This is a genomic window from Microtetraspora niveoalba, from assembly GCF_001570405.1.
Taxonomy (GTDB): domain Bacteria; phylum Actinomycetota; class Actinomycetes; order Streptosporangiales; family Streptosporangiaceae; genus Microtetraspora; species Microtetraspora niveoalba.
In genome coordinates, this window is the sequence record NZ_BBYM01000027.1 from 74,859 (window position 1) to 97,387 (window position 22,529).

Sequence of the window (22,529 nt, forward strand, 5' to 3'; positions counted from 1 at the left end):
CTATTCGAAACGGGCGTTGTCGGGCGAGGTCATGCGCCTCAGCAGGGGCAGGCCCGCCAGGATCACCAGCAGTGAGGCGGCGAGACCGCCGCCGACGGTCGCGAAGTAGACGGGCCCGGGCATCGCCAGGGAGGCGCTCTTCATCGCGAGCTGGTCGATGAACGGCTCGGCCACGCCGAACCCGGCGCCGGCGGCGAGTACGGAGGCCAGGACGAGCGGCAGCGCGGACTCCAGCAGCACCACCCCGGCCAGGGTGCGGGTGGGGGTGCCGGCCAGCCGCAGCAGGGTGAACGGCTGCCTGCGCTCCACCAGCCCGCCGCCGACCGCCACCACGAGGCTGCAGCCGCCGACGATCAGGGTCAGCGCGACCATGGCCAGCGCGACGTTCTCGATCTGGGTGTAGAGCGTCGCTCTGACCTGGGCGACTTCGGCGAAGGTCATCGGGGCGTCGGCGGTGTGCTCCGCCAGCAGCGTGCGGAGCCGCTCCACCTCCGCCGGGTCGGCCGTGCTGATCAGGATCGACTCCAGGTCGAGGCCGGAGGTGGTGGAGACGGGTTCGCCGGCGGGTCCCGCGAGGGGGAGGATCTTGTCGATGGTGAGCGGGTTGTCGACGTTGACCACGCGGTAGAAGGCCCCCGCCACGGCCTGCGCGCCCGCCGGGCACCGCCCGAGCACGGGGAAGCGGGCCAGGCTCGCGCAGTCGACGACGGCCACCGGGGGCGGTGAATCGTCGGCGGGCATCGGAATGCTCGCCTTGTCCGCCCTGGTGTAGATCGGCAGCACGTCCACGCCCGGGTGGTCGCGCAGGCGGGTGAGCAGGTCCGCCTGCGCCTGCTGGGACAACCCCGTGACGCCGGGCCGGGCGAACTGGGCGCGAAGCACGTGGTTCAGCGCACCGTCGGCCACGGCCCGCTGGCCGGAGAGCACCGCGGGCACGAGGCACGCGATCGCCGTGCCGATGAACACCGCCAGCACGAGCCCGCTGACCGCGCGGAAGGCGGCCTTGGGGTCGGCGGCCATCCGCCGCGCGGCCAGCAGCGTCGCCGCGCTCCGGGTCAGCCGGGCGGCCAGGTGTGCGGCCCGCATCGTCAGCCAGGGCCCGGCCAGGACCAGCCCCACCATGATCAGCACAAGCCCCGCGCCGGCCAGCAGGGGATCGGACTCCTTGCCGTTCCGGTACAGCGGGACCGCGAACAGCGCCAGCCCGGCCAGCAGCGGGATCACCCGCCACGCCCTCGGCGGGGGCGACGCGGCCTTCCTGACCGCGCCGAGCGGCGAGATCCGTACGCGGCGCATCGACCACAGCGCGGCGCACGCCGCGACGATCGGCACGCAGACGAGCGCGGCCGCGTACTGCCAGGGGCGCGGGGCGATCAGCTCGGGAAAGAAGCGGGCGCCGGTGATCCGCACCCCGGCCAGCGCGGGCCGCACCACCTGGAAGAGCGCGAGGCCGGCCAGCGCGCCGAGCAGCGCGCCGAGGGCGGCGTCCACCGTGGCGAGCACGTCGACCTGCCGGGAGGTGGCTCCCACCAGCCGGATCGCCGCCAGGCGCGCCTCGCGCCGTGCCGCCGCCAGCCGGGTGGCCGTGCCCACGAGCACCACCAGCGGGACGATCAGCCCGACGGCGGCGACGACGAATCCGAACCGGTAGATGTCGGCGTTGTCGTCGACCGCGCGCTCGGTGGCGAGCGTGTCGACCTGCCGCGCGCCGGGCATCGCGGCGACCTGCCGCGGCGTCATCCCCACGACGATGGCCAGCTCGTCCGGCCCGGACAGCGCGGCCGGGCCGATCGATCCGGCGCGGGTGCCGGGGAAGCGGTCGGCGAGCTGCTCCTTCGGAGCCGAGTCCAGCAGCCTGGCCAGCGCGGGCGAAGCGTAGTACTGGCCGGGGCCGGGCATGCGGGACAGGCCGGGGATGACCGGCGCCCGGGAGCCGAGCGCGGCGACGTCCAGCCTTGTGATCGTCTGGCCCGCGTAGTAGTCCTCGTGGCGGTTCCACAGCGCGCCGTCGGCGGTGGCGTCGAGTGCCCAGCCGTTGGGCGCCGTGCCGCGCGTGCACTCCCAGCACAGGCGGTCGTTGGTGGCCTGGAAGGCGTTGAAGAGCGACAACGTGGCCAGCAGCACCGTGACGCCGACCGCCACCCCGGCGACGATCAGCGCCAGCCTGGCCGCGGCCTCCCTCCCGGCGCGCAGGGACAGCCGCAGGCCCAGCAGGATCATCGGCCGACCCCGCTCGCGTACGGGTCGGTGACCCGCCCGTCCCGTACGACGATCTCGCGGTCGGCGGAGGCGGCCACGCGGGCGTCGTGGGTCACCACGATCACGGTGGTGCCCTCCTCGCGGGCCAGGGCCACCAGCAGCTCCATCACCAGCTCGCCGGTGAGCGAGTCGAGCGCGCCGGTCGGCTCGTCGGCGAAGACGACCCGCGGCCCCGTCACCAGCGCCCTGGCGATGGCCACCCGCTGTGCCTGCCCGCCGGACAGCTCCCCGGTGCGCCGGCCGCCCAGGTCGGCCAGCTCCAGCCGTTCCAACCAGGAGGCGGCCCGCGCGTAGGCGTCCTTGCGCCTGGTACGGCCGAGCAGCAGCGGCAGCGCCACGTTGTCGGCGACGGTCAGCTCCGGCACGAGCTGGCCGAACTGGAAGACGAACCCGAACGCGGTGCGCCGCAGTTCGCTGCGGCGTCCGTCGTCCAGCGTGTCCAGCCGCCGCCCGTCGAACCACACCTCGCCGCTGTCCGGGGTGAAGATCCCGGCCAGGCAGTGCAGCAGCGTCGACTTGCCGGAACCGCTGGGCCCCATGACCGCCAGGACCTCGCCCGCGGTCACCGACAGGCTGGCCTCCCGCAGCGCGGGCGTGTCGCCGTAGGAGCGGCTGATCTCCTCGGCCCGCAGCAGAGCGTTGACGATCACCGGTCGCGCACCGCCTCCGCCAGCGCGCCGAGCCGGGCCTGGGTGATGTCGATCCACCGCAGGTCGGCCTCGAGGCGGAACATGCCGTGATCGGCCAGGAGCGCGTCGACCAGGTTGCCGGTGCGCTTGATCTCGGTCAGCTCGCGCATGCGTCGGAGATGGGTCGCACGCTGGGCGTCGAGGTAGCCCGCCGCGTCGCGCCCCAGCATCAGGGACAGCACGACCTTGGTGAACAGCACCGTGTGCAGGTACGGCTCGGCCGCGACCGGCTCGGCCAGCCACGCCTCGACCTCGCCGCTGCCCAGGGGGGTGATGGCATAGCGCTTGCGGTCGGGCCCGTCTCCCGGTTCGTTCTGCCCGGCGGTGACCTTGCCGTCTCTGGCCAGCCGGCCGAGCGTGGAATAGACCTGCCCGAAGGGCAGGGACTTGCCCCCGCCGAAGAAGGTGTCGTAGTCGCGTTTCAGGTCGTATCCATGGCTCGGCTCCCGTTCCAGCAGGCCGAGCAATGCCAGGGGCACACTCATGATCGTCACTATACTCTGAGGGTATACACGGTGCGCATAACGAATCCGGCTCCGGGCATGGACGGGCCGGCCGCGGACTCCTGCGGCTCTCTCGCGTTCCTCTGGGTGTTCGTCGGGCCCCGGCGGCGCGCGCGGGCTCAGGGAGCGCCGGCGGGGACGGCGGCGCCGAAGGCCACGGCCTTGAGGCAGAACCCGGTGGCCTCCGGGTCGTCGAGGGCCACCCGCAGCCCCGTTCCGGCTCCCGCGTGCGGGAAGTAGACGAGCCGGTTCTGGGCGGTCGGGGGCAGGTCCAGCCGCCGGGACACCGCGCCGAGGGAGACCTCGACGGTCACGGGCCGCGCGCTGGTGTAGGCGAGCGCGCCGACCCCTTCGGGGCCGCCGAACGACTCGACGGGGAAGGCGGCGGCGCCGGCCCGCAGGGCGTAGCACTCGCGCCCCTTGCCGCGGGCGTCGCCGTTCAGGTTCTCGACCATGTCGAAGTATCCGAAGAGGTGGTCGACCGGCACGATCCGCCCCGCGTCGTCCACGACGTACGGGCGCTCGGCGGGGGCGGGGTCGCGCATGCGGGCCCGCAGCGCCTCGCCGGCGAGGGGGGCGAGGACGCGGGAGGTCAGCCGCCGGTCGCCGTTCCACGGCAGGACCACGTGCGGGGGGACCGGCCTGGGGTAGATCTGCGCGTCCTCGGGGAGCCGGGCCAGGGAGTCCCGCACGTTCTCCACGTACGGCCGGATGCGGTCGGCGGCGGTTACGGTGCCGCTGTACGCGTTGACGGACGCCACCGAGGCGACCAGGAACGCGACGGTCAGCAGGGTCGTGGTCAGCGGCGTCACGCCGGGAAGCGGCCTCCGGTAGGTGTCCTCCTCCCCGCGGAGCGGCAGCGCGCTGAGCGCGAGGCAGAGCGCGAAGACGACGACGGCGTCGGCCACGTACCGGGTCTCGGTGCCGACCAACGCCGTGTACCTGCCGCGGGCGAGGACGGTCGGGAGCACGTCGGCGATGACGACGTAGAGCGCGGCGATCGTCCACGCCCGCCACGCGGACCTGCGGTGGAGGCAGGTGAACACGACCAGGCCGGCGAGGGCGAGCCACGCCGTCACGACCATGGCGACCGGCGGGTCCGCGAGCCCTCCGGTGCCGGCCAGGCCGCCCCAGTTCAGCGGGCCGCCGACGACGCCGGCCGGGAAGGTGCGGCCGAGCAGCCAGCCGACGAGGCCCAGGGCGACGTCCGCCTTGGGGATGCCCGCCCCCTCCTCTCCCGCCGTCCCCTGGCGCAGCAGATAGAGCAGGCCGTAGCCGCCGAGCAGCACGGCGTACGCGGCCCAGACCCGGGTCCGGGCGCGCAGCTCCCGGACGATCGCCCGCGCCCAGCCGCCCGCGTTCCCCGCCCCGAAGTACGCGGTGGTGAGGGCGAAGGTGACGAGGGGCAGGAAGGCGCCCTTGGTGGAGAAGGCCATGCCGGCGGCGGCCCAGGCCAGGCCGTGCCAGGCGTGGCGCGGGGTCCCCGAGCGCAGGAACCGCACGTGCGCGGCCAGCGAGAACACCATGGCGACCTGGAGCGGCACGGCGTTGAGCGCGGCCGACCACCAGCTCAGCGCGGGCACGGTCAGCGGCGCGAAGAGGTACAGCGCGAGCGGGACGAGGATGCCGGCCCGGTCGCCGAAGAGGCGGCGCAGGAGGAGCAGCATCCCGCCGGAGGCCGCCGCCTGCAGGGCCAGCATGACGGAGGCGACGAGGAACCAGTTGTAGGGGGCGACCCGGGAGAGCACCCAGACGAGGGCGAGGGCGCCGGGCATGAGGTGCCCCTTGTGGACCCGGGTGAGGTAGTCCCAGGTGAGGCCGTGCTCGTACGCGTCACCGACGAAGAGGAAGTCGTCCTCGATGAAGTAGCCGCGGGCGAGCACGCCCGCCTTGAGCACGAGCGAGATCACGATCAGCGCGAGCGCGGCGACGACGACCGGGCCGAGCCTCAGCGAGGGGATGCGGATCTGGACGACCTCGGGCCGCCCGTCGCGCTCGACGTCCGTCTCGGTCATGGGAGGCCCTTCCGCCGAAATCGCCGTTCGAATTCGCCCCGAAAATCACATCGCATTGGATGCAACACGTTCTATATCGCAACACGTTCTATATACCGTGTAGGCTCCGCCGCGTGGAGACCCATGAGGTGTTCCGTCCCGATCCGTCCGGGGTCGCGCCGTTCCGCGCCGACGTCGCCCGCTCCGTCCGGCTGCTGAGCGCGTTCCGCAAGGAGCAGACCGACCCCGACTTCTTCTACGGCCTGCTCGCCGCGGACACGGTGGCCCAGCTTCGCGGCTACACCCGCCTGGACGGGGCGTTGGTCGTGGACGTCGGCGGCGGCCCGGGATACTTCGCCGACGCCCTGCGCCGGGCCGGCGCGCGCACGGTCTGCGTGGACTGCGACGCGGGCGAGATGCGGGCCAGGGACGGCGCGATGCCGGAGGGCGCGGTGCTCGGCAGCGCCCTGTGCCTGCCGCTGCGGACCGGCTCGGTGGACGTCTGCTTCTCCTCCAACGTGCTGGAACACGTTCCCGATCCGCGCGCGATGGCCGCCGAGATGGTGCGGGTCACCCGCCCGGGAGGGCTCGTCTACCTCTCGTACACGAGCTGGTTCTCGCCGTGGGGCGGGCACGAGACCTCGCCGTGGCACTACCTGGGCGGCCACCGCGCGGCGCGCCGCTACGAGCGCCGGCACGGCAGGCGCCCCAAGAACGTCTACGGCGAGAGCATGTACGCGGTGACGGTGGCGGAGATGCTCGCCTGGGCCCGCCGCGAGCACCGCGAGGGGGACGCCGAGCTGGTCGAGGCGCTCCCGCGTTATCACCCCCGGTGGGCCAGGCACGTGGTCCTCCTACCGGGCGTCCGCGAGGTGGTGACCTGGAACCTGCTCCTCGTCCTGCGCAGGCGCTGACCGGCGCAGCAGCAGGATCCCCGCGCCGGCCAGCGCGGCGCCGAGCGCGACGCCCGCGATCGGGAGGACCGTGCGGATCCACATGGTCCACGACGAGTACGCCCCGGCCTCGGCCAGGTTGCCGGCCAGCTCCTCCGCCGGGGTGAGCAGGTCGGCCCGGAGGGCGACGAGCCGGTCCACGCCGTCGGCGGTGCGGAAGGTGTGGCGGAGCCGCTCCTCGGTCTTGACCGGCACGCCGCTGACCGGTTCCACCCAGATCGTCCGCTCGGTCCGCGCCCAGCGGGTCACCGGCACGTCCCGCCGGCCCGGCAGGCCGAGCAGCCGGCCGGGCAGCGGCGCCGCGACGTCCTCGATCTTCACCGGCGGCGTGCGCTGCGTGTACCGGTAGGTGAGCGTGCCGTTCAGCGTCTGCGTGCCGTCGAACGTGACCGGGAGCGCGCGCCGCGCCTCGACGTCGTAGAACTCGTAGTCGCGCTCCTGCGCGCCGAGGGGCCACCGGAAGGCCAGGCCGGCCTGCCGGGCGGAGGTGTCGCCGTCGACGTACTCGCCGCAGCAGTTCACGATCGCCCCGGTGCGCCGGTCGAAGGCGACCCGCCGCTCGTGGTAGCCGATCCGGTCGCCTTCGAGCGTGGTGAGCGAGGAGAACTCGATCCACACCGCGCGGTCGTCGTCCCCGGCCTTCGCGTCGCCGGTGACCGTCCGGGTCAGCACGATCGGCCCCGTGCGCGTCCGCTGGGTCGCCGGGTCGAAGAACGTCGCGGACTTCGCGTACATGCGGGTGACCGACGACCGGTCCAAGGGGGCGCGGACGACCTGGTCGTACACGTAGCCGCGCAGCAGCGGCACCAGCGTCAGCAGGAAGCCGCCCGCGCCGACCAGCACCAGCGCCAGGGCGCGCCGCGTGGCGGCCGCCCGCACGAAGGGGGCGCTCATGAGCGCCGCGAAGGCCCGGTTCACGGCGCCGGTACGGCTTCGCCGACGGTGACGTCGCCGGTGCAGAAGCCGCTGCCCGCCGGGACGTCGGTCACCAGCACCCGGTCGACGCCGGGAGGGGCGAGGAAGAAGACCTTCCCGAAGCCCTCCCTGAGGCCGAGCGCCGTGCTCCGGTCGCCGATCCACAACGTCACCCGGACCGGCACGCGCGAGGCGTAGCCGAGCCGGACCAGCGTCCCCGCCGGGGAGCCGGGCGGCGAGCCCGCCGCGACCGGCCTCCTGAGCGGCACCTCGACCGCGGCTCCGGACGCCGGCCAGCACCCGTCGGGCGTGGTCGGCACGGTCTTCTCCCCCTTCACCTCGACCGGGACCAGCCGCCCGGCGTCGTCGAAGACGAGCCCGACCGGCGACGCCGGGGGCCGGTACATCTGCACCCGCCGCCCGGGCGTCGCGAGCGGCCCGAGCAGCCGCGACGTCAGCGCGTACGAGCGGTAGGACGGCGGCAGGACGTCGACGGGCGCCGCGCGGTCGTAGACGACGGCGTCGGCGGGCGCGGCGGCCAGCGCCCGCCCGGCCTCGCGCAGGTAGGAGTGGCGCCGCTCGTTGCCGAGGTGGCCGGCGAACACGGCCGTGGACGCGAGGGAGGCGACCGTGAACCCGCCCACCACCAGGCCGCCGAGGCCGTACACGACCTCGCGGGACGGCGGCGGCCTGCGGTACGGCTCGGCCTCGCCCACGATCGGCAGCACGGCGAGGGCGGCGACGAGCGCGAGCAGCGGCACGGCGTCCGCCACGTACCGCGAGTCGGCGCCCGCGAAGGCGCCCATCAGGTAGACGCGGCCGTAGAGCGGCGGCGCGATGTCCGCCACCACGAGGTACGCCAGCAGGAGCGCCCACGCGGCGGCCGCGTGGCGGCGGTACCGGACGGTGACGGCGAACAGGACGGCGGCCACCACGAAGGAGAGCACGACGAGTGTTCCGGGCGGCGACGTCACCGCCCAGTCGGTGCCGGAGAACCACTTCCACGGCCCGCCGAGGACGGTCGGCAGGAACGTGTGCGCGAGCAGCTCCCACACGAACCCGATCGCGTCGTCCGGCGCGGGGATCCGGCCGGACTCGGCGTCGGCGGCCACCGAGCGGAACAGGTAGAGCGCGAGGTAGGCGAGAAGCGTCCCGCCGTACAGGAGCCAGACCCGGGCGTGCCGCCGCAGCGCGGCGCGCGGCCCGCCGAAGTAGACGGCGGTCAGCGCGAAGAGCGTGAGCGGGATCGCGTACGCCTTGAGGAAGAAGGCCAGCCCGAACAACGTCCACCAGGCGGCCGCGGCGGCGTGGCGGGCGCGCCCGGTGCGCAGGTACAGCACGTGGGAGGCGACCGCCATGGGCAGCGCGATCTGCAGCGGCGCGGTGTTGAGCCCGGCCGCCCACCAGGCGAGCGCGGGCACGGTCACCGGGGCGACGAGGAAGACGAGCAGCGGCGCGATGACGGCCGGCCGCGGCCCGAACACCACCCGGAGCATCCGGAAGACGGCGAGGCCCGCGCACGCGTGCAGGGCGAGCACGGCGCCGCTCGCCAGCCCCCAGTCGTACGGCGCGAGACGGCCGGTCACCCACGCGAGCAGGAAGCCGCCGGGCATGAACTGGCCGTAGTGGACCCGGGTGAGGTAGTCCCAGGAGAGCCCGCTCTCCACGGCGCGCGCCATGAACTCGAAGTCGTCCTCCTTGAAGTACGCCTCGGCGACGACGGACGCCTTCCAGGCGGTCTGCAGCAGGACGAGCCCGAGCGCGGTGAGCAGGAGGCCGTGGCGGCGGAGGAGGTCACGCGCGCCGCGGAGGAAGGAGACGAGTTCGGGCGAGAGCGTGATCCGGATCTTCGCCGTTCCCTCGACGGGCGTGATCACGTTTGTCACGGTACTCCCGAAAGGCTGGGATCACGAGTGCCGATCGCGACCGGAGGCGGCGGAGCGGGCGGCGCGGGAGCCGGGACGGCGGCCGGGACGCCGGGGATGTTCCCGAACAGGCCGGCGAGCAGCGGCAGGCAGAGGAGCTGGGGCACCAGATCGGTGAGCGGGCGGCCCCACGCGGCGTTCTCCACGCCGAGCAGGTACGTCCCCACCGCCAGGCTGAGCCCGGCGAGGACGAACGACGCGGGCCCGAGACGCGGCGAGGCGAGCGCACGCAGCACGTGGAACAGGACACCGCGCCTGGCATGCGCGGCGGCCGAGACCCGGCGGAACCACACGCCCGCGGCGAACAGCGCGGTCAGCACGGCGAGCCCGGCCACGCCGCCCGTCCAGAAGCCGTACGCGGCGGCCACCGGCCAGAGCCACCGCGCCGGGACGGCCCTCGGCACGCAGGAGGGTGGGACGAGACCTCCCAGCGGGCCGCGGCGGCGGGCGGGCACGAGGGCGAGCGCGACCACGAGGAGGGCGAGGACGCCGCCCGCCAGCAGCCCGGCGCGGTACACGGCGTCCGGCTCGTAGCGCATGGTGACGGTCCCCGACGTGCCCTGGGGAAGGATCCACGCCTGCCGCCAGCCGTCGAGCCGGACCGCGGCCAGCTCGCGGTCTCCGGCGTAGGCGTGCCAGCCCTCGTTGAAGTTCTCGTTGACGACCAGGTAGCTCTTCCGGTCCGCCTCGACCCGGACCCGGCGCTCCCAGCCGGTCCACTCCCGCTCCTCGGCGGCCCGCATCACGGTGGCGGTCCCGCCGGACGCCCCGGTCGCGGCCTCCGGGGCGCGCACGACCGCCGACCGGATCCGGTACGGGTCGTCGGCGGACGCGGTCAGCCGGGTCTCCCCCGGGAGCACGTTCACTCGCTCGCACGAGGCGTACGTCAGCGCCCGGCCGGCCAGGACGTCGGCCAGCGTTCCGCCGACGATCTCGGTGTTCACCGGCACGTCGTTGACCCGCAGCGTCGGGCCGAAGCCGCACGGCAGCCGCAGCGGGAACCCGCCCAGCCCGCCGAGGGGGCGCACGCCGGGGATCGTGATGTCGACGACCTCCAGCGAGCGCGAGCTGGGCGCGCTGAACTCGACGGTCAGCTCGCGCGTTCTGAGCGCAGGGAAGGTGACCCAGCCGTCCCGCCCCACCCAGCCCTCGCGGACGCCGCCGTCCTTCGCCCGCAACGTCACCCGTACGGGAGGGGCCCCGAGATGGGAGTCGGGGAAGACGACCTTGATCCGGGACAGCGTCATGGCGCGGGCCAGCCGGACGTCCAGCGACGGCCTGCGGTCGAACGGGTACGCGTACCAGACCGTCTTGGGGTCGCCGTCGAAGGCCGACCTGGCGAGCGCCGCCGGGTGGCCGGTGAACGTCGAGGTCGTCGTGACGGTGAGCGGGTCGCCCGGGAGCGAGGCGAGCTTCTCGATCGCCGAGCGGTCGGTGAGCACGGCCTGGCCGGTGACGACCCGGTCCCCCGAGCCCTGCGAGACGTAGGAGCGGTCGAAGCCGTACCCGTCCTCGCCCAGCACCTCCAGCCGCCCCGCGCACGCCCACACGTACGAGCCGCGCATGCAGGCGGGCACGTCCCCGCTCCGGGTGAACGACACGGCGGCCTCGCCCGACCGGTCGCCGGGCACCTCGGGGACGACGATCGTGCGGCCCGGCGTGACCCCGGGGACGGATAGCTCGCGGACGCCGACCCGGCTGCCGAGGGTCGTCTTCGGCGGATAGGCCAGCTTGGTGACCCGGACCCGGACCCGGCTCGTCTCGCCCGGGGGGACGGCGAGCCGCTGGTCGTCCTCCGTCGCGCGTACCGTCTGGCGCAGCGTGCCCGCGTCGGTCTCCACCTCGATCTCCGAGGGCGGCGGCCCGATCGGGGCCTGCTCGAGCGCGATCGTCACATACTGCAGGCGGGTCGGCCCGGGGAGGCGCACCTCCAGCCACTCGCCGACCGCGCCCTTCCATCCGGTCGAACGCCAGCTCGTACGCCGGTCGCCGTCGAGCGCCGCGTAGGGCTGGTGCCCGGGGTCGCGGGAGTCCGGCATCGCGGTCACGTCCGACTCGGACGAGGAGGCGCGCACGTCCACGACCTCGAACAGCCGGGCCGTCGACTGGAACGTCTCCCACGCCGGGTCGGTCAGGTCGCTGCCCGGGTCGGGGTCGTCGCGGGTGAGGGTGGCGGTGGCGGCCTGCCTGAGGTCGCTGACCGCGACCCCCCTCTTGCGCAGGGTGTCGGTGACGATCGTGTCGGACGGCGGGATCTCCAGCGCGCCGGGGTCGTCCCCGAGGATCACCGGGCGGTCGCCGGAGAGGAGGCCCTGCTCGGCGAGGGTCAGCACGGCCTCCGGCGCGCCGCCCACCCGCAGCGCGCCCTCGACCGGCACGGTCCCGGCGCGCGGCGCGGGATCCTCCACGCGGTAGATCTCCACCGCGTGGTACGGCTGGTCGAGCCAGCCGGAGGCGGTGTCGTTCCGGCCGATCCCGATGCCGGGGCCGAACCGCGCGACCTGGGTGAGGCCGGGTGAGTCCTCGATCGCCTGGTGGACGCGCGCCGGCCAGGCCCCGCCGATCGTGCGCCGGTCGAGGTCGTTCCGTACGACGAGGTGGGAGACGCCGATCCTGCGCAGGGTGGCGGTCAGCCCGGCCGACCCCTGGCCGCTGGAGAAGCGGTCGTCCACGGCCGCGAGCAGCCGGGTGACGCCCGCCGACCCCCACGGCACGATCGTGTGCGTCGCCCAGCGGGCGGTGAGCAGCGGCTGCATGGGCTCGTCGAGGGGGCGGCCCCACAGGTACTCGCCGCGCTTGGACCCGGGCAGGGCGAGCACCATGCCGTCGCCCGCGTTCTCGTCCAGCCAGGTGGTGGCCTGCTTCCAGTAGCCGGGGATCTCCGCGAACGCGCCGGTGGGGGCGAGCCCCTGGGCGGCGACGGGCAGGCAGGTGAGCGCGACCAGCGCGCCGCTCGCCGCGGCGAGCGGGGGCCGCCACCGGGCCCGGGCCAGGGCGAGGAGCCCGGCCAGGCCGAGCGCCATGGGCAGCCGGATCAGGGCGTCGAACTTGTGCAGGTTGCGGAACGGCGCGAGCGCGCCGTCGAGCAGGTCGAGCACCGGCGGGTTGAGCGGCCCGGCGATCGCGCTCGCGTGCCCGGCCACCACGATCGCCACCCCGGCGAGCAGCGAGATCAGGAGGAAGGGACGCTCCGGCAGGTCGCGTCGCAGCAGGCCGGCCAGCCCGAGGCACGTGATCAGCACCGTGACGACGATCAGCCAGGGGCGCAGCGCGTGCTCGTAGGCCGCCGCCATCCACGGCTCGCCGTCCACCGACAGGAACGCGAGCCAGCTCGACGTGCCGCGCAGGGTGTTGGTGAGCGAGGTGACCTGGGTCGTGGCGGCGGCGTTCTCGATGTACGGCAGGAACGAGAAGACGTACCGGCCCATGACCAGCAGCGGGACCAGCCACCAGCAGGAGGCGGCCGCGACCACGCCGAGCCACCAGGCGAGCAGCCGCCGCCGTCGCGGCCCCGGCCTCCGGGTGAGCAGATAGACGAACGGGACGATCAGCACGGCCAGCTCGGCGGCGGCGTTGACGCCCCCGCAGAACAGGAACGCGACCCCCGACAGGGCCGCCGCCCGGCGCGGCCCCAGCTCGCCGCGCGCCCCCTTGACCAGCGGCAGCATGACCCACGGCAACACGGCGCTCGGCAGGAACTCCGAGGAGTTGATGCCGATCAGCGCCTGCGCGTGCGGGGCCAGCGCGTACGCCAGTCCGGCGAGGATCCGCGTGCCGGGCGTGCCGATCCGCAGCGCGCGGGCGAGCTGCACGGTGCCGAGGAAGGCGGCGCACAGCACGAACGACATCCACAGCCGCTGGACGTTCCACGCGGGCATGTCCAGCGCGAGGAACAGCGCGTAGAAGGGCCCCATCGGGAACAGGTAGCCGTACGCCTGGTTCTGCAGGTGGCCGAAGTAGGCGTCGTCCCACAGGTGCAGCGCGCGGCCGAGGAACGCGACCGGGTTGACCGCCATGTCGAGCTTGGTCTCGGCGATGATCTTCTCGGTGGCGGTGTTGAAGGCCACCGCGACGAGGAGCAGGCAGCCGGCGAGCAGCCGCAGCCGGTGCCGGAAGCGCCCGCTGTACGACTCCGCCTCCGGGACGGGCCCGGGGTGGTTCTCGGGGACTTCCGGGGGTGCCACCTGGCGGATCCAGCCGGCAAGGGTCACTGAGCTGCTCCGTGGAGGGGGATGCTCTTGGCGAGCTCGGCGGCGATGAGATCCGCCATGCTAGCTCCGGTTTTGCCCCATGTGAACTCCCTTGCCCAGTTTCGGCAGGCCTCCTGGATCCGGGCACGCCGCTCCGGGTCGGCCAGCTCCTTGAGCGCGTGTTCGACGACGGCGGCCAGGCTGTCGCCCTCGCGTACGAGCCAGCCCGTCACCCCGTCGTTGACGGAGTCGCGCAGCCCGGCCACGTCGTACGCCACGGTGGGCACACCGAGCGCCGCCGCCTCGATCACCGTGAGCCCCCAGCCCTCGAACTCCGAGGCCGTCACATTGAGCACCGCCGCCTTGATGACGGCGTTCTTCTCGGGCTCCGCCAGGTATCCGTGCAGGCGCACCCGGTCGGCCACGCCCCGCTCCTCCGCCCGGTGCGCGAGCCGGTCCAGCTCGGGGCCGCGCCCGACCACGTGCACGGCGAGGCCGGGCCACGCCTCACGCAGATCGGCGGCGAGGTCCACGACCCGGTCGATCCGCTTGTGGCCGACGAGGCGGCCCACGTACACGACGGCGGGCTCCCCCTCCACCGGCATGTCGGCGACGGGCCGGGCGACCGGGCTCCCGTTGGGGATGATCACGATCGGCGCCCGCCAGCGCAGCCGGGCGCGCAGTTCCTCGCGCGACGACTCCGAGACCGTGATCGTGGTCCTGTTCCGGTACACCAGGCGGGCCACCGGTCCCTCGACGAAGCAGCCGACGCGCGCCAGCCACCGGGGGAAGAACGCGTAGAACTGCCGGTCGTGGACGTGGTGGACCAGCGACACGACGGCGGTGCGCCGCGCGACGACCAGGGGCGCGAAGAACGGGATGCCGTTCATCGAGTCGACGACCAGGTCGAACCTGCGCCGCCTGAGCAGCAGCCACAACGGCACCAGCAGGTAGACGAGGTAGCGGTTCCCCATCCGCCGCAGCTCGATGCCGTCCCGCCGCTCGGCCGCCCGCTGCCCCGGCTCGCGGCTGGTGACGAAGTGGACCAGCGCGCCCTCGCCCACCAGGAAGCGGCTGACCTGCCAGGCGTACTCCTCGGCGCCTCCGGCGACGGACTGGAGGGGTTCGCGGAAGTTGAGCACGGCCACCCGCACGCCGCGCAGGGAGGGCTGCGGGGCGCGGGCGGTCCCGAGGAGCTGGGGACGGGCCGCGCCGAGTCGCCCGGGGGCGAACGGGGCGCCGCTCGCGCCCACATCCGGTACGGCCACGATCACTCCTCCCGTTCCTGGTACGGCTTCCTTGTCCGGTGCCGCCGCACGCTGCTTCCTGGTACGGCTCCGCTCTGCTTGCCGCCGCGGCGCCGCCGAGCGCTGCTTCCTCGCGCGGCTCCGCCACGCTCTGCGGAGAAAGTCGAAAAGGCGGGAAATCTACGGGGAAATCTGCGGGGAATTGCGGGACTTTCATGGCCGCCGGAAAAAGGCATGGCGAAACAGAACTCATCGCCCGCCGGAGGCCGGGAACCGGATGATCCGGTGATCTAGTTCAGCGAGATCGAAAAGATCAGCGAGTGCCGTAGTTGTAGAGCGGCTTGTTCGGAGGCTCTGGCGTCGGCGAAGCGACGTTGACGACCGCCACCGAGGCGACGCCGGCGAGCACCGCTCCGACCGCCAGAGCGGCCAGCACCTTCAACATCGTGCCTCTCCCTCCCGGATCCGTACGCAGTGTGCCGAGAGTAGAACGTGATACAGGTCATAAGCCAGAGCGTTAGTCAAACCGTGACAATGCAAGTTACCCTCTGGTACCGGTCAAATTGGCGGGTAATCGCAGCTCACAGCCGCAACAAGAGCAGCTCTCCGGCACGGAGAACCGGCCGCGCGCCCGGAAGCCGAGACAAGAACTCGTTCTCATTAACTTGCGCGATGAGAACGAATCTCACGCCCTCGCGGGTGAGCGCCGAGGTGAGCGGGCCGTGCCCGTCCCGGATCAGGGCGCCGATCCGGCGCGCCGCCGGAGCCTCGGGCGCGACCCTGATCGCTCCCCCGGCCCGTCGCTCGACCACGAGCGTGTCGTCCCACAGGACCGGGCGGGCGAACATCTTGACGGCCGGATCGAGGATCACCCGCCCGCCGTTCCACGCGAACGCGCGGTGCGCCCCCCACGGCAGCGACACCAGCGCGCCCGGGGCGGGGTCGGCGTTCACGAGGGCCTGGACCCGGCGCCACTCGTCCGGATAGTCCACCGCCGCAAGCCGCCCGAAGGCGCCCAGGGCGAACGTGGGCAACACCAGCACGGGAACGGCCGCCGCCGCCGGGCCCACCCGCCCCAGCCGGTCCACCGCGAAGCCGAACCCGAGCGCCTGGCACAACACGAGAGGCGCGATGAAGAGCTGGCCGTCGCGGAACGGGCCGAACCCCGGCCACCACCCGATCAGCCCCCGGAGCACGCCGGGCGCGAACGCGCCCAGGCAGGCCACCCCCAGGCCGACGACCGCCGCCGCCGCCAATCCACGCCCGAACCGCGGCCCATTCACGCGGGCGTCCCGCCGCTCACGCACCCTGGCGATCGCGGTGAACCCGGCGAACCCGATGAACCGGGCGAACCCGGCCAGCGCGACCAGGCTGAGGGCCAGACGCACGGCCGCGACGCTCCATGAGCCCTGCCCCGGCACCTCCGCCTCGGCGTTCCAGACGCCGCCGAGGCTGAGCAGGCTGCCCAGCGTGCCGAACGGGCCGTCCGCCCGCGCCGCGAACGCCTCCACGCCCGCCGGATCGGTCACCGCGTCCGAGCGCAGGGCCGGGACCAGCCACGGCAGGCTGAGCACCGCGACGACCAGCGCGGTCACCGGCACGCGCGCCCGCGCGACACGTGGCGGCCCGGAAAGGGCCGCCACGGGCAGCACGGTGATCGCGGTGACCAGCATGGCCTGGAACCCGCCGACCGCCGCCGGAACGAGCGCCGCCGCCAGCCGTACGGCGTACCACCGGCCGGAGCTCTCACCCCCGGCGGCGCACCCCGCACCGCCCATGGCCCCGCCCTCGGCGGCGCCGTCCGTGGAGGCGCCCCACCCGGCGGCGCGCCACGTCGTGCCCGCCGCCGCGCGGACCGCCCAGGGCAGCCCCGCGAACCCCAGGAGCAGCGCCCACTGGCCGAGCAGCAGCCGCTGCGCGAGATAGGCGTTCCACGCGTAGAAGGCCGCCGCCGCGAGCCGCGCCGCCGTACGCTCTCCCGGCAGCAGGGCCGCCGCCCCCGACGCCGCGAGCACGAAGACGCCGAGCAGCAGCGCCTTCTGCACCATGTCCGCCGGGAGCGCGAGCGACAGCAGCGCCACGACCTGGTCGCTCGGCACCGCACGCGGGAAACCGCCGGCCCCCAGGGCCGGCCCGAAGGCCGGCGGCGGGTCCGGCACGAACACCATGTCGTACCGCAGCACGAACCCCGGCCCCAGCGCGGGCCCGAGCGCGAGCATCCCGAGCAGCAGCCCGAGCGCCGCCGGGGCCAGGCGGGCGAGCCGGCCGCCGACGCCCGCCCGGCCCGGAGGCCGGGGAGAGAGCGGAGGGACGCCCGCCGGCCGGCGAAGGGACAGGGGGACGAGCCGGGGCAGGGACAACCGGACGTTACCTGCCGGGTTCCGGGTCGCGGGGCAGGCCCAGCATCCGCTCGGCGATGATGTTGAGCTGCACCTCGGTCGTGCCTCCGTAGATCGTCATCGCGCGGGTGGCGAGGACGGCCCGGTTCCAGTAGCCGGCGTCGCCGAGCTTCCAGTCGGCCGCGGTCACCGCGGCCGCGCCGAGGAGGCCGACCGCCACCTGCGCCACGTTCTGGGCGTGCGCGGTGGACAGCAGCTTGCGCACCGACGCGTCCGCGCCGGGCTCGGTCCCGGCGAGCTGCTTGAGCGTGACCCGCAGCGACAGCGCGTTGATCGAGTGGCTCTCGCAGACGACGCGGGCGAGTTCCTGCCGCTCCACCGGGGTCAGCTCCCGGCCGAGCCTGCGGCACAGCCCGAGCAGGTCGGGCACCGACGCGCCGGTACCGCCGGAGCCGGACGACAGCGACACCCGCTCGTTGGACAGCGTGTTGCGGGCGACCTTCCAGCCCTCGTTCACCTCGCCCACGACGAGGTCGTCCGGCACGAACACGTCGTCGAGGAAGACCTCGTTGAACAGGTTCTCGCCGGTCATCTCGGTCAGCGGCCGCACGGTCACGCCCGGCGACTTCATGTCCACGATGAAGTACGTGATGCCCTCGTGCTTGGGCTTGGAGGGGTCCGAGCGGGCGATGCAGATCGCCCATTCGGCGAAGTGCGCGACGGAGGTCCAGATCTTCTGGCCGTTGAGCCGCCAGCCGCCCTCGACCTTCTCCGCCTTCATCTGGAGCGAGGCGAGGTCGGAGCCCGCGCCCGGCTCGGAGAAGAGCTGGCACCAGATCATCTCGCCGCTCAGCGTCGGCGGCAGGAAACGCTCCTGCTGCTCCCGCGTGCCGTACGTGACGACGGACGGCACGACCCAGGCGCCGATGATCATCTGCGGCGGCTTGACCTTCGCCGCGCGCAGCTCCTGGTGGATCAGCACCTGCTCCAGCGGCGTGGCGTCGCGCCCCCACGGCTTGGCCAGGTGGGGCAGGACGAGCCCGGCGGCGGCGAGCGCCCGCTTCTGCTCGCTGCCCCGCCCGCCGGGGCCGTCCGGCTCGGTGGACAGCTCCGCGATCCGGGCGATCTCCTCGCGGAGGGCGGCGCGCAGCGGCTCCGCGTCCTCGGGCAGGTCGATCTCCATCTCGCGGGAGACGCCGTCGAGCGCGAGCGAGGCGACGGTCTCGGCCCAGTCGGCCGAGGACCCGAGCAGCGCCCGCACGCTCAGCGCGCGCCGATAGTACAGGTGCGCGTCGTGTTCGAACGTGTAGCCGATGCCGCCGAACGTCTGGATGGCGTCCTTGGCGCACTGCACCGCGGCGTCGGGGGCCGTCACGCCCGCGACGGCGGCGGCGTACGCCAGCTCCTCGCCCGTGGCCCGGGTCGCGTCCCACACCGTGGCCCTGGCCTGCTCCAGCGCGACCAGCATCCGCGAGATCTTGTGCTTGATGCCCTGGAACTGGCCGATCGGGCGGCCGAACTGCACGCGCACCTTGGCGTACTCGGCGGCGGCCGAGACGCACCACGAGGCGACGCCCGCCGCGTCGGCGCCGAGGACGATCGCGGCCAGGTTGAGGACGTCCGGACCCTCCAGCCCGTCGAGGACGCGCTCCTCGGGCACGGCCACTCCATCGACCTCGACCTTGGCCACGCCGCGGGTGAGGTCGAGCGACGGGATCGGGGTGACGGTCGCCCGCGCGGCGTCCAGCGCCACCCACTCCTCGCCGCGGTCGGTCGAGACCGGCAGCACCAGCACGTCGGCGAGGGTCGCGCCGAGCACGGGCTCGGCGACGCCGCTGATCGTCAGCACACCGCCTTCGCGTACGCCGGAGATCGCGCCGGTCAGCGCGACCGCCCCGACCAGCGTGCCGTCGGCGAGGCCGGGCAGCAGCTCCGCGTGGGCCTTGCCGTCGGCCTTCAGGATCGCCGCGCCGGCGAGCACCGTCGAGGCGATGGGGCCGGGGGCCACCCGCTCCGACAACGCCTCGATCGCCACCGCCGCCTCCAGCAGGCCGTACCCGGACCCGCCGTGCTCCTCGGGGATGTGCAGCCCGAGCAGTCCCTGCTCCGCCAGGCCGGACCAGAAGGGAGGACGCTCCTCGACTCCGCCGCCGGCGGCCGCCACCGCACCCCGCACCACGTCGGCGGGGACGGCGCGCTCGGCCCATCGGGTGACCGACTCGCGCAGCGCCTCGTGTTCCTCGCTCAGACCGATCGCCATCTGACCCTCCACGCTCGAACCCGCGTACCGTGAATTTCCCAGAATCATATTCTGGAAGGTTGTTCTCCGGCTATATCCCGGTCACATCGGGCGAAGGGTCCAGACGAGCATGTTCAGGTCCCGGTACAACCCCGGATGGGTGTCGGGCACCGTGGCGAACAGCAGCGCCGGTTTCTTCCCCGCGCCGCTACCCCCACCGTTCGCCGCGCTTTTCGTGCCGCTTGTACCGACCACCGCCACGATCGCCTCCGACGTGTGGCCACGCCCGCCGACCCGGTACGTCACCCGGTAGCCGAGCAGCCATCCGCTCCCCCGTCGCAGCGGTTGCGACGCCGTCCAGGCGAGCGAGGCGCCCTCCGGCTGGAAGCGCAGCGTCCACTTGGCCGCCCGCGCCGCCACCTTCCGGTACTCGGCCCGCGTGGTGAGCGACTGCGGCACCGCGCCCGGCATCGGGCTGGAGACGATCAGCGCCCGCCCCGCCCGCTGCGCGTACGCGAACGGAGCCGGGTCGGCGGCGGCGCGCCACGGCGGCCCGAACCCCGCGTACCCGATGCCCGATCTCTCGTCCACGACGAAGCTCGCCGCCGGGGTGCCCCGCCCGGGGTGGACGACCATGGACAGCGCGGCCGGGACCGGGGGCAGGCGGACCGCCGCCGGGGAGGACGAGGGCGACGCGGAGGCGGCGGGACCGGTCGCGGGCGCGCTCGCCGACCGCCCCTGGTGGAGGGACGCGGGCCCGGCCCCGGGCCGGTCGCCGGAGAACGCCGCGAACACCAGCACGATGGCGACGACCGTCCCGGCGCCCGCGAGCGCGGTGTAGACGAGGCGGGGCCTCCAAGCGGCGGGGGGCGGCTCGGGCGGCACCCGGGGCATGGGGGTCGTGAACGGCTCACCAGCCTCGGCCATGCCCGCAGATTACGCGACGAACGCCCGATCGCGGGGGCATTGTCATGGTCGGCCGGGAATACCTCCGTCCACGGGGGTAGTCGCTCGCGCATGGCACGTTCACGCACCCTCGCCCGCACTGCGGCGTCGATGGCGCTGCTCGCCTGCGCGGCCTGTACAAGCCCGATGGCCGGCCTCACGTCAGGAGGTTCCGTCGCGACCGCGCCACCCGGCCCGTCCAGCCCGGCCCCGGCCGCCTCGCCCACGGCGGCCCCGTCGCCCACGGGCGGCGCGGGAGGGCTGCAGACCACGTACGAGCAGGTCATCAAGAAGGTCCTGCCGTCGATCGTGCAGATCACGACCAGCGAGGGCCTCGGCTCCGGCATCGTGTACGACACGGACGGGCACATCCTGACGAACGCCCACGTCGTGCAGGGGGCGGAGAAGTTCTCCGTCACCCTCGCGACCGGCGGGAAGAAGCGCACCGCCCGCCTGCTGAACGTCTTCCCGGCCGGCGACCTCGCCGTGATCAAGGTGGACAACACGCAGGGGCTGCGCCCCGCGTCCTTCGGCCGCTCGGGGGACCTCAAGGTGGGCCAGATCGTGCTGGCGATGGGGAACCCGCTCGGCTACTCCGGCAGCGTCACCGAGGGCATCGTCTCCGCGCTCGGCCGCACGGTCAGCGGATCGAGCGGCCAGGGCACGCCCACCTCGACGATCCCGAACGCCATCCAGACCTCGGCCGCGATCAACCCGGGCAACAGCGGCGGCGCGCTCGTGGACATGGGCGGCCGGGTCGTCGGCATCCCGAGCCTGGCCGCGGTCGACCCCCAGCTCGGCGCGGCCGCGGGCATCGGCTTCGCCATCCCGAGCGACACGGCCACCGACATCGCGAACCAGATCATCAAGAACGGCAAGGTCGTCAACAGCCACCGGGCCGGGCTCGGCATCCAGGCGGGCACCGCCGTGGACGCGCTGGGCTCGCCGGTCGGCGTGCTCGTCGGCAGGGTCACCAACGGAGGCGCCGCCGAGACGGCCGGGATCAGGCCGGGCGACGTGATCGTCAAGGTCGACGACACCCGGACTCCGGACACCACCGCGCTGTCCGAGGCGCTCGCGCGGCACCAGCCCGGCGACAGCGCGAAGGTCACCCTGCTGTACCCGAGCGGGCGCACCAGCACCGTCACGGTCACCCTGGGCCAGCTTCCCGGTTGATCCTGACATTGTTGTGTGAGAATGGACGTTTCGACTTGGTACGCGGCGGGCGGCCGTTGTTACGGTCGTGCGGTGACCGCTCCTGACCTCACCGGTTTCATCGCCGGACTGCCCAAGGCCGAGTTGCACGTTCACCACGTGGGCTCCGCGTCGCCCCAGATCGTGGCCGAGCTGGCCGCGCGCCACGAGGGCTCGACGCCCGTCCCGGCCGACCCCGGGCTCCTCGCCGACTACTTCGTCTTCCGCGACTTCGCGCACTTCATCGAGGTGTACCTCGCCGTCGTCGACCTGATCAGGGACCCCGAGGACGTGTGGGCGCTCTTCCACGGCGTCGGTCGCGACCTGGCCGCGCAGCGGGTCAGGTACGCCGAGCTCACGGTCACGCCGCACCTGCACGTGTCCCGGGGGTTCGCCGCCGCCGAGTTCTGCGAGGTGATCGAGGACGCCCGCGTCGCGGTCGAGCGCGACTTCGGCACGATCCTGCGCTGGTGCTTCGACATCCCGGGCGAGGACGGCGTCCACGGCGCCGACCAGACTCTGAAGGTGGCCCTGGAGCAGCGGCCGGACGGCCTGGTCAGCTTCGGCCTCGGCGGGCCGGAGATCGGGGTGCCCCGCACCCAGTTCGCGCCGCACTTCGCCGCCGCCCGAGCCGCCGGGCTGCGCTCCGTGCCCCACGCCGGCGAGACGACCGGCGCGGCGACGGTCTGGGAGGCGATCCGCGAGCTGAAGGCCGAGCGCATCGGGCACGGCGTGCACAGCGTCGAGGACCCCGCCCTGCTCGACCACCTCGTCGCCGAGGGCATCACCCTGGAGGTGTGCCCCACGTCGAACGTGCGGACCCGCGCGGTCGAAAGCCTCGCCGAGCACCCGCTCGCCACCCTGGTCAAGGCCGGTGTGCCCGTCACGATCAACTCCGACGACCCGCCCATGTTCGGCACCACCCTGAACGACGAGTACGCGGTGGCGGCGGAGCTGCTCGGGCTCGACCAGGACGGCGTGGCCGACCTGGCCCGCAACGCCGTGCGGGCGTCGTTCCTCACCTTCGAGGGCAAGGCCGCCCTGCTCGCCGAGATCGACGCGTACGTCGCGGACGCCGTGACGGGGGGCTGAGAACGCGCCGAGGGGCGGCCCCGCCGGTGATGTCCACCGACGCGA

The 22,529-nt window shown here is 73.9% G+C and carries 15 protein-coding genes; 3 read left to right on the plus strand and 12 right to left on the minus strand.

Features of this window, described 5'->3' with window-relative positions; all coding sequences use genetic code 11:
- The 4 genes from AWQ70_RS25690 to AWQ70_RS25705 all read right to left on the minus strand — a co-directional run bounded on the left by AWQ70_RS25690 (position 1) and on the right by AWQ70_RS25705 (position 5,466).
- Positions 1-2,220 carry an FtsX-like permease family protein gene (locus AWQ70_RS25690; RefSeq protein WP_067180876.1) on the minus strand — a complete coding sequence of 740 codons (2,220 nt, stop codon included), beginning with the start codon at positions 2,218-2,220 and terminating at the stop codon, positions 1-3.
- Entirely contained in the window at positions 2,217-2,909 is a 693-nt protein-coding gene (locus tag AWQ70_RS25695; protein ID WP_067180879.1) for an ABC transporter ATP-binding protein, read from the minus strand. Before AWQ70_RS25695 ends, AWQ70_RS25690 begins: the two co-directional genes overlap by 4 nt.
- Positions 2,906-3,433 carry a PadR family transcriptional regulator gene (locus tag AWQ70_RS25700; RefSeq protein ID WP_067180987.1) on the minus strand — a complete coding sequence of 176 codons (528 nt, stop codon included), beginning with the start codon at positions 3,431-3,433 and terminating at the stop codon, positions 2,906-2,908. Before AWQ70_RS25700 ends, AWQ70_RS25695 begins: the two co-directional genes overlap by 4 nt.
- 137 nt (positions 3,434-3,570) lie before the next feature.
- The gene (locus tag AWQ70_RS25705) at positions 3,571-5,466 is read right to left on the minus strand and encodes a hypothetical protein (protein WP_067180882.1); all 1,896 of its coding nucleotides are present in this window, start codon (positions 5,464-5,466) and stop codon (positions 3,571-3,573) included.
- A 113-nt stretch (positions 5,467-5,579) separates the two neighbouring features.
- On the opposite strand from AWQ70_RS25705, the gene AWQ70_RS25710 reads away from it, so the two are divergent.
- Complete coding sequence (locus tag AWQ70_RS25710) at positions 5,580-6,359, plus strand: class I SAM-dependent methyltransferase (RefSeq protein ID WP_245647147.1); 780 nt, start codon at positions 5,580-5,582, stop codon at positions 6,357-6,359.
- On the opposite strand, the gene pgfA is transcribed toward AWQ70_RS25710, so the two are convergent.
- The 8 genes from pgfA to AWQ70_RS25745 all read right to left on the minus strand — a co-directional run bounded on the left by pgfA (position 6,300) and on the right by AWQ70_RS25745 (position 20,180).
- The gene (gene pgfA, locus AWQ70_RS25715) at positions 6,300-7,292 is read right to left on the minus strand and encodes a cell envelope lipid trafficking protein PgfA (RefSeq protein WP_157530379.1); all 993 of its coding nucleotides are present in this window, start codon (positions 7,290-7,292) and stop codon (positions 6,300-6,302) included. The two genes, AWQ70_RS25710 and pgfA, sit on opposite strands and share 60 nt — an antisense overlap.
- A 20-nt stretch (positions 7,293-7,312) precedes the next feature.
- Positions 7,313-9,190 (minus strand): hypothetical protein, encoded by a 1,878-nt coding sequence (locus AWQ70_RS25720; protein WP_067180891.1) that lies wholly within the window; start codon positions 9,188-9,190, stop codon positions 7,313-7,315.
- A 5-nt stretch (positions 9,191-9,195) separates the two neighbouring features.
- Positions 9,196-13,449 carry an alpha-(1->3)-arabinofuranosyltransferase gene (locus AWQ70_RS25725; RefSeq protein ID WP_067180894.1) on the minus strand — a complete coding sequence of 1,418 codons (4,254 nt, stop codon included), beginning with the start codon at positions 13,447-13,449 and terminating at the stop codon, positions 9,196-9,198.
- The gene (locus AWQ70_RS25730) at positions 13,446-14,696 is read right to left on the minus strand and encodes a glycosyltransferase family 4 protein (RefSeq protein ID WP_245647148.1); all 1,251 of its coding nucleotides are present in this window, start codon (positions 14,694-14,696) and stop codon (positions 13,446-13,448) included. Before AWQ70_RS25730 ends, AWQ70_RS25725 begins: the two co-directional genes overlap by 4 nt.
- 292 nt (positions 14,697-14,988) lie before the next feature.
- Positions 14,989-15,120, minus strand: coding sequence for a hypothetical protein (locus tag AWQ70_RS42105; protein WP_281195720.1), 132 nt, complete (start codon positions 15,118-15,120; stop codon positions 14,989-14,991).
- A gap of 136 nt (positions 15,121-15,256) precedes the next feature.
- The gene (locus AWQ70_RS25735; protein WP_084517807.1) at positions 15,257-17,035 is read right to left on the minus strand and encodes a hypothetical protein; all 1,779 of its coding nucleotides are present in this window, start codon (positions 17,033-17,035) and stop codon (positions 15,257-15,259) included.
- Positions 17,036-17,042: 7 nt separating this feature from the next.
- Positions 17,043-19,274 carry an acyl-CoA dehydrogenase family protein gene (locus AWQ70_RS25740; protein ID WP_067180897.1) on the minus strand — a complete coding sequence of 744 codons (2,232 nt, stop codon included), beginning with the start codon at positions 19,272-19,274 and terminating at the stop codon, positions 17,043-17,045.
- A gap of 81 nt (positions 19,275-19,355) precedes the next feature.
- Complete coding sequence (locus AWQ70_RS25745; RefSeq protein ID WP_067180900.1) at positions 19,356-20,180, minus strand: hypothetical protein; 825 nt, start codon at positions 20,178-20,180, stop codon at positions 19,356-19,358.
- A gap of 90 nt (positions 20,181-20,270) precedes the next feature.
- Between AWQ70_RS25745 and AWQ70_RS25750 the strand changes: the two genes are divergently transcribed.
- Both AWQ70_RS25750 and AWQ70_RS25755 read left to right on the plus strand, forming a co-directional pair.
- Positions 20,271-21,374, plus strand: coding sequence for a S1C family serine protease (locus AWQ70_RS25750; RefSeq protein WP_067180903.1), 1,104 nt, complete (start codon positions 20,271-20,273; stop codon positions 21,372-21,374).
- Between the two features lie 72 nt (positions 21,375-21,446).
- On the plus strand, positions 21,447-22,484 hold the full coding sequence (locus AWQ70_RS25755) for an adenosine deaminase (RefSeq protein WP_067180906.1): 1,038 nt from the start codon (positions 21,447-21,449) through the stop codon (positions 22,482-22,484).
- Positions 22,485-22,529: the final 45 nt, after the last annotated feature.

What these genes read in the sequence shown, in the direction of transcription:
- AWQ70_RS25690 (WP_067180876.1), bottom strand. Translation starts at nt 2,220, where the DNA reads ATGATCCTGCTGGGCCTGCGGCTGTCCCTGCGCGCCGGGAGGGAGGCC.
- AWQ70_RS25700 (WP_067180987.1), bottom strand. Translation starts at nt 3,433, where the DNA reads ATGAGTGTGCCCCTGGCATTGCTCGGCCTGCTGGAACGGGAGCCGAGC.
- AWQ70_RS25705 (WP_067180882.1), bottom strand. Translation starts at nt 5,466, where the DNA reads ATGACCGAGACGGACGTCGAGCGCGACGGGCGGCCCGAGGTCGTCCAG.
- pgfA (WP_157530379.1), bottom strand. Translation starts at nt 7,292, where the DNA reads ATGAGCGCCCCCTTCGTGCGGGCGGCCGCCACGCGGCGCGCCCTGGCG.
- AWQ70_RS42105 (WP_281195720.1), bottom strand. Translation starts at nt 15,120, where the DNA reads ATGTTGAAGGTGCTGGCCGCTCTGGCGGTCGGAGCGGTGCTCGCCGGC.
- AWQ70_RS25740 (WP_067180897.1), bottom strand. Translation starts at nt 19,274, where the DNA reads ATGGCGATCGGTCTGAGCGAGGAACACGAGGCGCTGCGCGAGTCGGTC.
- AWQ70_RS25745 (WP_067180900.1), bottom strand. Translation starts at nt 20,180, where the DNA reads ATGGCCGAGGCTGGTGAGCCGTTCACGACCCCCATGCCCCGGGTGCCG.
- AWQ70_RS25750 (WP_067180903.1), top strand. Translation starts at nt 20,271, where the DNA reads ATGGCACGTTCACGCACCCTCGCCCGCACTGCGGCGTCGATGGCGCTG.